We start from the raw sequence: 12,254 nt of genomic DNA, 5'->3' as shown, positions 1-12,254 counted from the left end.
GGGAGCCAGTCAGTACTTGCCGGTTGCAGGCAATCTGCACACCTTGCTCCAGTAAAGCCCGGTTCAGGCAGCCTGTCGAAATTTACTGCCAGCGCATGCCGCATTGCGGCAAGGGTTGACCGCGCAGTCGCTGAAAACTCCCCTCGCAACCTGCAAACAGGCGACTGAAAGCGGCGGCACGCTAATTGCCCTGGCCCTTCTACCAACAACAATCAGGGATTTACTCATCATGTTGATCAGTGCAAAGAACCCTCCAACTGCACCGCTTTCAAGGCGCACCGACGACAAGCCAGTAAAAGACGCCACCACTTTAAGTGGTGAACCCGAAGCCCCCAAAATGCAGATGCAAACCGTAAAAGTGTCTGAGCGGACACTGGCGGTCATGGCCGAACAGCACCTCAAAGATGTGAGCGGCGCCAACAAGATCGCCGACAACGTTGATGAAGCGTTCGCGAAAACCCGCGTGGCACTGCAAGCGGCAAATCCCTCAAGCGTTGATAGCACTGCCGTGGCCGATCTCAAGGAGCACATGAGCAAATCGCCGGTGCAACGGTTGCGCCCTGACATTCTGGAAGAACTGGGACTCACGGACGATGAGCTGAAACGGGCATAAGGCAACACCAAGGGTGCTACACCGTCTAATCTGAATAGAGCAAGACCCTAAACACGCCTCTCGATCAGGGGAAACAGGATGACCAAAAAAACAGCGCGCCACTGCTGGTCATGGGTCCTGCTCTCCCTGCTCGCCATCAGCCTGGCGCTGACAACAGGATGTTCAAGAAAAGTGCACAGGGATCCCTATGCGCTCTCAAGCTTTGGCTCAAATTGCTATGCAAAAGCACTACCCTCTTCCGGCGAGGGTGGGCTGGCCTGGGGCGACACCCTGAACATGGCGCGCAAGAAATCCATGGACAATTGCATACGCTATGCCGGCCGCTCCGGTGGCACGCCGAAGACCTGCCAGGTGGTGGTGGCGGAGTGCAAAAATCAATAGCGGCCCAAGACCTCACTTCTGCAACGTTTTGAGGATGGCGGAGCAGAGCTTAGTCCTGCCGCACAAGGTCGACCGAGATCTCCACCGCCGTCATCGTTCCTCTGTTCTCGAGCCAATGCGTGGTGTTTCTGTCTTCGGGCCAGCCCACTCCCGGCCCGTAGTCCGTGGCGACGCCATTGCGATGATCGGTGATCGTTCCTTGCAGGATGTAGACAGTGCCGGGTCGGTCTATATGGTTATGAATCGGCCCGAAAACGCCTCCAGGCTCGATGGTCACTTTGCGCATTCTGAGTTGGCGCCCTGCCATGCCTTCGATCTCAGGACCCAAATCAATCGTTGCCAGTAACTGCACCGCAACGCCTTTTGTCTCGGGTGCTGGCTGCTCGTTGTTCATCACGAATTCCTCTCTGTACTGACCGGGCCTGACTGGCAGTAAACACCCTTGAAGCGTGCCCGCACTCGGGGGGCGACGAAGGATCGATCAGCGGTTCAGGCGTGTCATGAAATGAAAAGAAGGTGTCGTCGAATGAATGGTCGGTCACACATGAATACGCGTAAAACACGTCATTGACCGTAGTGGCGCTACGCCTCTTTCGTACCTCCAAAACATAATAATAATCCGAAGAAGGATCGCGTTTTATGCGTGTGAATTTGCCCGTAACCGAGCAAGAAAGAGTCTTCCCTGCCGAACAACGGTTGATCTCCATTACCGACCTTGATAGTCGAATCACTTACTGCAATGAAGCGTTTGTTGCCATCAGCGGTTTCACCAACGACGAGCTGATCGGCCAGCCGCATAACCTGATCCGACACCCCGATATGCCACCCGGGGTATTCATTCATATGTGGCACACCATCAAGCAAGGCAAACCCTGGATGGGTATTGTGAAAAACCGCGCGAAAAATGGTGATTTCTATTGGGTCAGTACCTACGTCACCCCCATCTACGAAAACGGGCGCATGAGTGGTTACGAGTCGGTTCGCTCGGTGCCCACCCGCGATCAGGTCCGTCGGTCCTCGGAACTCTATGCCAGGATGCGGGCCGGCAAGCCGATCGTTTCACTGAGCGCGAAGATTTTCCGGCCAATACAACACGGCTGGCCATTATTGATGGCTGGCGTGGTTTCTATGCTGGGTGACCAGTGGCTACCGAAATCGGCGGCCCAGGGTGTTCTGGTGGCGAGCCTGATAGTTGCCTGGTACCTGATCGAATCCCGTCACCGCAAAGCCATCGAACGCACCCTGGCCGAGCACCCGAAAGCATTTTCCGATCCATTGGTCGCGCTCACCTTCAGCGACAACCACGGCCCCCAGGGTCGACTGGACATGGCCATGCTGAGCGAGGAAGCACGTTTGCAAACAGCCTTGACCCGACTGGTCGATGCCGGGATCAATGTAAAAGCCAAAGCCGCCCAGTCCTCCGAACTCTCGGGTGCGCAAGCGCAGTCGCTGGACCGCCAGCGCAGTGAAACGGATCAGTCCGCCGCGGCCATTTCGCAGATGGCGGCAACGAACCAGGAAGTCACGCAAAACGTCATGAACACGGCGAATGCCGCGTCCGAAGCCGACCAGTTGACTCGGGAAGGCAGTGAGCTTGCCGGGCAAAGCCTGAGCGCTATGCAGGCCATGAACGACGCCGTCAACGAAATCGGCCAGGCAGTCAACGCATTGGCGATCGAGACGCAAGCCATCGGCAGTGTCGTGGATGTCATCACGTCCATCGCCGAACAGACCAACCTGCTGGCGCTCAATGCGGCGATCGAGGCGGCCCGGGCAGGTGAACAAGGGCGAGGCTTTGCCGTGGTGGCCGATGAGGTGCGCTCCCTGGCACAACGCACCCGCACCTCGACTGAACAGATTCACGGCATCATCGCGTCACTGAACATCGGCGCCGATCGCGCCGTATCAACTGCCAGCCGGGGTGAGCAGATTTCCCGCGACAGCATGCAGCGTGTCGAAGCGGTGCAGTCGGCGCTGGTCGGCATCAGTGAAGCCGTCAGCCGAATCACCGGCATGAGCCAACAGATGGCGTCGGCCTCGGAAGAACAAAGCCACGTGACGGAAGACATCAATCAACAGATCACGCGGATCGCTCAACTGTGTGATCACAGCGCCGGACAGGCCAAACAAGGCGCTGCGATCAGCCAGGATCTGGAGGAAATGGCGGAGTATCTGCACGGATTGGCAGAGCGATTTAACCGATAAAGATTACGGTTTAATTCTCCAAAAACACAAAGAACCCGTGGGAGCGAGCCTGCTCGCGAAGGCGGTAGCCCATTCAACATTGATGTTGGCTGACACACCGCTTTCGCGAGCAGGCTCGCTCCCACAGGATTTCATTTGCCTGAGGTAGTGCGTCAGCAAGTCCACCCCCGCGACTAATCCACAATGAACAACTTCGCCCCGGTGGTGGTGAATGACCGATGTCCCTCAGCATTATTACCCACCTGATAACTCATGCCCGGCGTCAATGTGAACTGACGACCATCCTCCAGTTCTGTATGCAACTGCCCCTCCAGGCACAACAGGATGTGCCCCCTCCAGCACCAGTGATCGGCCAAATAACCAGGGCTGTACTCGACCATCCGCACACGCGCTGAACCAAACTGGCAGGTCCGCCAATAGGCTGTGCCCGTCTGACCGGCATGTGCCACCGGCTCTATCGTTGACCAATCGGTGGTACCGAACGGGATTGCAGTGAGATCCATTGTTGCCTCAGCGAAATACCATAAATGCAGACCGTAACAATCTGGCAGTCGTGCCGATAGACACAGACGGTCCGCATTTATGGGATACAGGCGCTGCGAACCCGCAATGGCTGCCGAGCCCTTTCACCGTTGTTTCTGGCCGACGGTACTAGCGATGGTTGCGATAGCGTTCGGTCAAGGACTGCACGCGGGTGACGTAGGATTGCGTCTCGGCATAGGGAGGCACCCCGTTGTACTCGACCACGGACGCTTCGCCAGCGTTGTAACCTGCCAACGCCAGCATCTGGTTGCCGTTGAAGCGCTTGAGCAGCCAGGCCAGGTAGCGCACGCCGCCACGAATGTTCTGTCGCGCGTCGAACGGATTGTTTACAGCGAAGCGCTCGGCGGTGGCGGGCATCAACTGCATCAGCCCCTGGGCGCCGGCCTCGGAAATGGCGTTGGGGCGAAACGCCGATTCGGCATGTATCACTGCGCGGACCAGTGCCCTGTCGACACCATAAAGACCCGAAGCGGCTTCGATCTCCCGCCGATAGGAATCAGTGTCCAGGCGCAGTGAGGCGACCTTGAAATCCTTCGGTGCCATGCACAGGTAGCAGCCCTTGATGACATAGAGCTCAAGGACATCGACCCGTGCGGAGGTCCCGACAGGGCGTCGGCTCACATATTGACGAATACCCTTGTGCATGAAGGTGAACACCCGAACCCGCACTGCGCCTGAATCGTCGTCCTGCGCAAGCTGTGGCAGGGCACTTGCCTTGGCGCTGACACCGGCGCCGGCCTTGTCATTCTGGCGAGTGCAGCGGGCGTTGGTGATGGCTTGGCTGGTGTAGCTGATGGCGCCGTCCTCGGCTTGGCACTTGAACATGGCGCTGGCGCACAGTGGAGCGGCCAGCAAGGCCAGCTCGATGTAGCCAAGAAGGCTCTTGCGAGCCCATCGCCATGCTCTGGAACTCATCACATCGCTCCGTGCCGGGGCACAGCCTTTGGAGGCCTGGTCTGATGATCGGGTCTTTGTTCTGATAGTTATACCCCTTGTCACCGGCCTTGGAGTTTTGCGTTGACGTACGGGCTGCCCCCCCTATCCAGTCGTCTGATTCTCGGATGAGTTCGACCCTCCATGCACGGCGCTAGTCTGCGCCGTCATCCACTTGAGTTGGCGTCACCGCCGAACCTGCCAATAGCCCGCCGTCAATATTGAACTCACTGCCAGTGATGTACGTCGCTTCATCCGAGGCGAGCAACAACGCCATGGCTGCCACCTCTTCGGGCATGCCAAACCGTCTAAGCGGAGTATCCCGGACCAGTGCGGCCATTCGTCCTTCACGACCTTCGTTGGTGCCTAACATCGGCTCCCACATTGGCGTGAGGATGGCTGCCGGATGAATCGAGTTGCACCGAACTGTGAGGCCTTGCTCGGCGCAGTAGAGCGCCACCGTTTTTGTATGATTGCGAACCGCGCCCTTGGACGATGCGTACGCTGCAGCGCCCGGAATGCCGACCAGGCCTGAGCGAGAGGAGATATTGATAATGGAGCCTGATCCTGTATTTCGCATTGAACGGATGGCGTACTTGCAACCGAGGAATACACCGTCGAGATTGGTCTGATGCACGGCGTGCCAGTCTTCCAGTCGCGCATGTTCCGGGTCGTGCCGCACGGCACCTTTTTCAAGCCCGGTAATCCCGGCGTTGTTCACCAGGACGTCCAGCCTGCCGCGCTCCTTCAAAATGTGCGCGGTCACTCGCTGCCAATCATCTTCCCGCCGCACATCAAGACGCAGATAACTGGCACGATCACCGAGAGTGTCTGCAAGCGTTCTGCCGAGTTCGTCGTTTATATCCGTGACGTAAACAAAGCAGCCCTCCTGCACGAAGAGTTGTGCAATCGCGGCGCCGATTCCTTGGGCTGCCCCTGTGATGATCGCTGTCTTTGAGGTGAGTTTATTGTCCATAAATGATCCTGAGGCTCCCTTGGTTTGATGCATGCAAAGCGTTAACGAACCCGAACGACCGATCGAGCCCACACCCGACAGCAGACACTAGCATCCCTAACGTAAAGCACATGTTCTATCCTCTCATCCAATCCACAGCTCCGGACATCAACATGCCCGCCCCCGAATCCACCCTCCTCCAAAGCTGGCACCACAACGCCCGATCCTGGATCGAGGCCATACGGACCGGCGCCATCGAAAGCCGCCAGCAGGTTACCGACCAGGCCATTCTGTTGGCGGTGATGGGCCGTCAGCCTGAGCGCGTGCTCGACCTGGGTTGTGGCGAGGGCTGGTTGTTGCGTGCGCTGGCGGACCGGGGCATCGAGGCGGTCGGCGTGGACGGTGATTCAACACTGGTCGAGGCGGCGCGGGCGGCGGGATCTTCGCCAGTCCATGTGGCGAGTTATGAAGAATTGGCGGAGGCGAAGGTCGACGTCGGCAGCGACTACGACCTGATCTGCGCCAACTTCGCACTGCTGCACCAGGACATCATCCCGCTGCTCGCGGCCATGAACGCCCTGCTCGTCCCTGGCGGCACGCTGGTGATCCAGACGCTGCATCCGTGGACCGCAGCGGCCGGCGATTATCAGGATGGTTGGCGGGAAGAGACCTTCGCCGGGTTCGAGGGGCAGTGGCAACCCATGCCCTGGTACTTTCGCACCTTGTCCAGTTGGCTCAACGCGCTGGACATGGCCGGTTTTCGGCTGGTTGCCTTGCAGGAGCCGCAGCACCCGCAAAGCCCGGTACCGCAGTCGTTGCTGTTGGTGGCCGAGCGGCCGAAGTGATAGCCGTCAATGAGCCGGGGCGCGTGAGCGCCGGATTCACGTTCGAGGCGATCGAGCACTTCAATCCTGCGCGATCACCCAATCCATCATCTTTTCCTTGAACGCCGTCACTGCCGATTTTTCCGCTTTACCGGCCTTGGACGTGTAGCGGTCCAAAACGAAATCGACCTGCATCTGCACCTCTCGCCACTTCAGCACGGCCGGCACTCTGCGCTTCAAATCAGCAAACTCATTGAGCAGCCGGGCGCTATTGATCTTCAGCTTGCCGTTTGCCAAGGCCAGGTAAAGACCGGAGAGGATCAACGCGGCCACATTCTGGAAATCCGGACTGCTTTCCACCCAGGGCTTGAGTTGCGCCTGGACTCGCAGGATGTCAGCTTCGACTGACGCTGGCGCAGCGATAAACAGATGTGCAGCGACGCGTTCCAGGGCCGGCTCATAGGCGCGGCTCGGGTCACTGACAGTGGCACGCTGCTCAGCCTCGGCAAAATATTCCTCCATCTTTTGCAAGGCCGTTTTCTCTGCCTGCGGGTCGTTGGACAGCACCTCGATCCAGGCCAGTCGCTTGTACGCCGTACCGCAAAGGCTGATACGCCCCAAGGTCGGTTGCAACTTGCACACGCGGGTCAGCAGATTGATCGCACCACCCGTCTGCTTGCGCGCCGAGTTCAGCGCCGAACTTAACTCCTGGGGGGATTTTTTCGCCGCGGCATTCACTTGCAACCAGGCTCGACGTGCCCGCAAATCGCCCAGCTGCTCGCTGGCCTTGAAGCTGGCACCGCCGTCGTTGGCACCGATGGCGCGCTCGAACCAGTCGATCGCCCGTTCGGTTTCCCCGGCTTCGGCCCAGGCCTGAGCGAACGCCTCACACACTGCGCCCATCTCGTTCCATAGGTGGCCGAAACGGCTTTCCAGGATTTCGATCATGTTGATGACCTGCACCTTGGGTACCTTCTTGTAGCGGCTGTCATCGATGGCGATTTCCAATGCCAGTACCAAGGCCTGTGGTGAGGCGATGCTGTCGAAGCCTTGGTCGGGTGCAGCAGCAGGTTGATTGGCATCTTCCTGTACGCGTGCGAACACCCAGTCCGGGTCGCCGTAACACTGGAAAGCTGCCCAGGTATTACTTTCCGGGGCCGCCCGCCAAGCCTCCTTGCGCGCCGATGCCACGGCATCGATGAATCTGATGCCGTTGAGCAACTGGCTATAAAACTGGGTTGCAAACAGACTGGCCGCCCGGTCATCCACCGCCCAGCCCGCGACGACAACGCAACGCACGCCCATCGCGATCAGCTCCTCGGCCACCGTAGCGGCGAAACGAGTACGGTCGTAACTCAGGTGCGCCGTCTTCAACAACTGGGTCGGGTCGATCGCCCCCAAATAACAGCAGTTGATGAATACCAGCTCGGGCACCACGCGCATGCTTTTCATCTCTCGCGGGCCGAGGAAAATGTTGTTGGACAATACGATCCCCCGCGGATCCAGCATCTTGGGCTGGGTTTCCCCTGCCTGGGCCGGCGCATCAATGTCCGACAAGGGCAACGCCTGGAACTTGGGCGGCTCACCGTGGCCCGCGATATGCACGATTCGCCAGTCGTGAGCCAGCAAGGCACTGGTCACTGCCAAGGCATCGACTGTGACGCTGGGTTCGGTGTCCTCGGCGATCAACGAATGCACTTTGCCAGTCGGCAGGGAGTTTTCCATCAGGGCCGTGATGGCGTGGGCTTCGGCACGCGCACCAGGCAGTCTCGGATAGCGCGTGATATCGGTGACCGGCTCGCCAATGATCAAAACGTAGGCGTCGGTTGTGGCGTCCAGCACCTGTTCACGATAGCTCTCGGTCCGTAGCTTGCGCAGCAGTTTGCTGCGGATCGCCCAGGGGACCTGTTCTTCTGAGGTGGATCGATCCGGATCACGCTCGGTATTGAGCAACTCCCAGGGGATGGCCGCCGTGGAACTGTCCAACTCGATTTGCATTTCCGTGGTGCCACCGAGGTAAGCGTCCATCTCCAGTGGCACCAGCAATTTGAACAGGGTCTGACCGATAGCGCCGCCGGCGGAGGGCTGGTTGGACGAGGCGCCGACCAACTCATGCAGCAACGCCACTTGCATCGACTGCGCCCGCACTTCGGCGCGGGCGCGCCGAGTGTCCAGGGTATAGGCAATCATCGGCAGCTGATTTTCATCGTACTGCGTGACGGCGGAAATGAAGTCGTAGCGAGTGCTTCGGTAGCCGCCCTCCAGCGGCCGACGCAGCCATCCGGTGCCGGACTTGATGGTCGGCGTCACCAGGAAATCTTTTGGCCGTGACACACCCAGCACCTGCACGGCGCGCCAGGCGTCGGTGGCGCGATCCAGGTAAAGTTCGGTCAGGTGCAGGTGACTGACAGTCGGCCAGCCCTTCTGCTTGAGCCGGTTATTAGCGTCGCGTACCCCTTGGGCAATTAACCCCGCTGACTGCCCCGGGGACATACCGGCCCCGCCGCTGCCAATCAACGCAGCGGCGATTTCGAACTGCACCGGTGCACCGCGGTGCTGTTCGGCCAGGCGCTGGGCCCAGGCCAGAACACCCTGGCGAACCGTCTCCAGCAGGTTGTTGGAACTCAATTTGCCCTCTTGTCCCAGGCCCACCACGACAACCGCTTCCGGACGCGGCAGTTGCAGTGGATTTTCGCCATTCGCGGCGATATTCATGAACACCTGATTGCTGCAAGGAGCCGAGGGGTAGAGGCTCATTTTCAAGGCATCGCCAAGCAAGCCGCCAACCATTTCATCGACTACCCGTTCGCTGCCAGTAAGGCCGGCGCTGGCGTAGTGACCGACGATCAGCGGATCGCGGGTGAACTTCAGGTTGCAGTTGATCACGGTCACGGGCAGCGGCGGCAGTTCTTCGCGCGCAGTCGGGGTGATCGTCGGGCTGTACAATGTGAAGACATCCTCGACGCTGACCGGCAGAGTGATCCGGTCACCGCGCACCGGCCTGCTCGTCACGTAGGGCAACGACCGCTGAGGGACGCCACCTCGGCTGACTGCCTGATCCAACACCGTGAGTTCGGTGGTACGACCGGTTTGCAGCAAGGAAAGAAATGCCGGAAATGCCGCACTCTGCTTTGGCAAGTCACCGTGAGCACAGGCCAATCGATAGGCTTGCACCCCAGGTAACAGAGCGCTGTGCAACGTTACCCTGCCATCGCCGCCGTCCTCCGCATCTTGATAACCGAAACCCTTTTCGGCACTGACGGTATACCCATCGGGGGTAAATTTCGCTTCGCCCACAACCATAGACAGCTTGTCCTTCCAGGCGCTTAGATCCTGATCATCCAATGCCTTGCGCAACGCTGCCGCGACCTTCAGAACATCACTGCTTGGCACGCCCCAGTCGTAATAATCCTGCTGGATGCGCAGCTTGTGCCAAAAGCTGTGCGCCTTCAGCCACTGCTGGTCCTTGCTGGACAGATCGGCCCAGACCCCGGCATCGGTCAGGTTGAGCACCGGGTCGAGCAGATTGGCCTGCAATTGAATAAATCCGGGAAAGGTTGCCATGAGTGCCCGGGACTTCTGCGGTGTAAACGGCGCCCCGGCGAACGCCAGGCTGTTGCCGAAGGTATCGTCCCCCGACAGCACCTGCATCGGTGCCCAGGAACCACCATTGGGTGTGCCAAGCATCAACAGCCGAGCTTGTGGATCGGCCATCATTCGCGCCCAGACTTGCGGGCACTTGAGCAACATCGTCCGTGCCAGCAAGCCGCCCATCGAGTGCGCCAGCATCCTTACCGGTTGCCGCGTAGCGGACCTGGCGTCGAGCGCGTTTTCCACGGCATCCCCGAGTCGTTTGGCCTCCCGTTCCATCGGCACGCGCCAATCGTAAGCAAACACAATCACCTGGTGTGTTGCCTCAAGGAATTTAATCAAGTCCTCGTAGACCATGCCCACTGCGCCATCGGGTTCTACATCGTCCTCCATGCCTTGCTTGTAGCTCAGTTCATCGAGGCCATTGATTAACCAGGGCCCCAGCCAGATACGTCGGTCGCCTGCTTTGAGATTACTGCCCAGAATGCCCGGTAACACGAATACCGCCGGCTTCTGCGCCGCAGGTATGTCGCTGCCTCCACCGCGCCGTCCACTGGCATCCCGGCCTTGCCAGGACAGCGGTCCGATGGGCGTGAAATCCCTTGGTTCGTCCAGCGTCAGGCCCTCGACAATGGCTGACGCGGTGCGCTCGTTGCTGAAATAGGAGAAGTGCGAAACGGTGCCGCCCTGGTTGAGCAGGAAACTCGCCGACCTGGCCCTCGGCGCACCGCCGTACATCGAGCTGGTTTGCACCACCAGGTCGTTATCGGTCCAGAAAAAAGTGTCAGAGAGTAAGGTCTTGAGCCAACTGACTACCGAGTCCCCTTCCATGTCACCGGCAATGACTCGCAACTCACTGTCGACCGGCGCACGAATCAGGTGCAGCCACTGAACCAGCGGGCTGTCGGGCATCTGTGCGGCCAACCCGGGCATGAGCAATGGATCGGAGCGACGGCGGGCCACTTCAGCCAATAAATCGATGAGTTCGGGCACCACAGGCACGCCGCTCAGTTCCATGCTCCATTTGAGCACCGAAAGGTAGGCATCCAACCTGTTCGACGCCAGCAGCGTACCGCGTGCAGGGCAGGCTACCCGCACGAAACGCGAGACTTTGATCCGTTTGTCGCTGACCAGACTGATCAACAGTTGCAGGTCTTCGCGTTGAGCCTTGTACTCATCGCCCTTGGCCAGGTCCTCGAAGCTTTGCAGTAGATCCGCACCGCCACTGCAGACTTTGGCCAGTACCTCGCCGATCAACCCTCCCCGCGAGTGCGAAAGCAAATGCAGGACCGCGCCTTTGGGCAACGCGTTGGCCAATTCCATCGCGTTCTGAATGGGACTGGCGGTCAAGGTTGGATGGTCCAGTGCATAGACGCCGCTGTAGGCGCCGAAGATTCGCACGACCTTCGACGGATGGCCGGTCCAGAGTTTTCCGAAGGTGCCCTGTGTATTGGAGAAGGTGCCATGCAACAGTACCAACAGCGGTTTATCGTCGATGACGATCCCGGTGGCCGGCGCGCTGCCCTTGAGTGAGTCAAGCACCTTGGCATTGAGCCGGTAGAGACCTGGGTCAACCTGCTTGTCGACCCTGTCCGCTGCCAGCGTGGCGGCAGCATTCGCGACGGAGTCCTTGCCAACACCGGTGATGATCTGAATCAGCTTCACCAGCACTTTGCCCAGCGGCCCCCGCGAGGGGCCGCGGGTCTGCCCCTGGATTTCGTCCTGGCCATCCCATGCCAGTTGCACGGGTATGCGCACACTATCAGTGCCCTGAGCGCCGCGAGATGCTGAGCTCTGCTGTGAAAGAAACAATTCGCGCGCGGTCTCCGGATTCAATATCAGCACGGGGCCGTTGGCGATATGCACAGCCATTACGTCTTTTTCCGGATCGACGTTGAGGGATACTTCGCTACCGGTACCACGACGCACCGCAACCTGAACTGAATACCTCACCGTACCCTCGGTTAATCCGGCAGGCAGTTGCAACATTGCACCGCTGTTGGAGGCATTATTCCCATGGCCCGAAACAACAAACGTAATGCTCATTTTTTATATCCCTGGCGCGAGCTATTCGTAATAGTGTTCATCCACAATAGGCGAGCACGCAGGCACATTTATACTTTTTCGCTAAATACGTTAGAGCCGAAAGTTTGAATCCGATGAAAAACACGTTTATGTGTAAACGTCCTGACACACATAAAGCCGATAA

At 59.0% G+C, this 12,254-nt stretch carries 8 protein-coding genes and 2 pseudogenes; 5 read left to right on the top strand and 5 right to left on the bottom strand.

What is annotated here, in order from left to right:
* The first annotated feature begins 115 nt into the window (after positions 1 to 115).
* Together AC07N8_RS17325 and AC07N8_RS17320 are read left to right on the top strand one after the other, a co-directional pair.
* Positions 116 to 613, top strand: a complete 498-nt coding sequence (locus tag AC07N8_RS17325; protein WP_483843902.1) for a hypothetical protein — start codon at positions 116 to 118, stop codon at positions 611 to 613.
* 78 nt (positions 614 to 691) lie between these two features.
* Positions 692 to 994 (top strand): hypothetical protein, encoded by a 303-nt coding sequence (locus tag AC07N8_RS17320; RefSeq protein ID WP_493144999.1) that lies wholly within the window; start codon positions 692 to 694, stop codon positions 992 to 994.
* 49 nt (positions 995 to 1,043) lie between these two features.
* Here the strand turns inward: AC07N8_RS17320 and AC07N8_RS17315 are convergent, their stop codons facing one another.
* The gene (locus AC07N8_RS17315) at positions 1,044 to 1,388 is read right to left on the bottom strand and encodes a cupin domain-containing protein (protein WP_493144997.1); all 345 of its coding nucleotides are present in this window, start codon (positions 1,386 to 1,388) and stop codon (positions 1,044 to 1,046) included.
* Positions 1,389 to 1,633: 245 nt separating this feature from the next.
* Between AC07N8_RS17315 and AC07N8_RS17310 the strand changes: the two are divergent.
* Positions 1,634 to 1,915 (top strand): annotated as a pseudogene (locus AC07N8_RS17310) (PAS domain-containing protein); the annotation flags it as partial.
* A gap of 309 nt (positions 1,916 to 2,224) precedes the next feature.
* Positions 2,225 to 3,199, top strand: a pseudogene (locus AC07N8_RS17305) (methyl-accepting chemotaxis protein); the annotation flags it as partial.
* Positions 3,200 to 3,372: 173 nt separating this feature from the next.
* Here AC07N8_RS17305 and AC07N8_RS17300 read toward each other — a convergent pair.
* The 3 genes from AC07N8_RS17300 to AC07N8_RS17290 form a co-directional block, all read right to left on the bottom strand.
* The gene (locus AC07N8_RS17300; RefSeq protein ID WP_007992577.1) at positions 3,373 to 3,702 is read right to left on the bottom strand and encodes a DHCW motif cupin fold protein; all 330 of its coding nucleotides are present in this window, start codon (positions 3,700 to 3,702) and stop codon (positions 3,373 to 3,375) included.
* A 148-nt stretch (positions 3,703 to 3,850) separates the two neighbouring features.
* Positions 3,851 to 4,657 (bottom strand): lytic transglycosylase domain-containing protein, encoded by an 807-nt coding sequence (locus AC07N8_RS17295; protein ID WP_493144994.1) that lies wholly within the window; start codon positions 4,655 to 4,657, stop codon positions 3,851 to 3,853.
* Between the two features lie 172 nt (positions 4,658 to 4,829).
* Complete coding sequence (locus tag AC07N8_RS17290) at positions 4,830 to 5,651, bottom strand: SDR family oxidoreductase (RefSeq protein WP_493144991.1); 822 nt, start codon at positions 5,649 to 5,651, stop codon at positions 4,830 to 4,832.
* Positions 5,652 to 5,803: 152 nt separating this feature from the next.
* Here AC07N8_RS17290 and AC07N8_RS17285 point away from each other — a divergent pair, with 152 nt between their 5' ends.
* Positions 5,804 to 6,475: a class I SAM-dependent methyltransferase gene (locus AC07N8_RS17285; protein WP_493144989.1), complete on the top strand. Its 672-nt coding sequence runs from the start codon at positions 5,804 to 5,806 to the stop codon at positions 6,473 to 6,475.
* 60 nt (positions 6,476 to 6,535) lie between these two features.
* Here the strand turns inward: AC07N8_RS17285 and AC07N8_RS17280 are convergent, their stop codons facing one another.
* Positions 6,536 to 12,091 carry a DUF7379 domain-containing protein gene (locus tag AC07N8_RS17280; protein ID WP_493144987.1) on the bottom strand — a complete coding sequence of 1,852 codons (5,556 nt, stop codon included), beginning with the start codon at positions 12,089 to 12,091 and terminating at the stop codon, positions 6,536 to 6,538.
* Positions 12,092 to 12,254: the final 163 nt, after the last annotated feature.

The organism is Pseudomonas sp. GW821-FHT10C09 (genome assembly GCF_059415465.1).
This window is presented reverse-complemented; position numbering and strand designations above follow the sequence as displayed.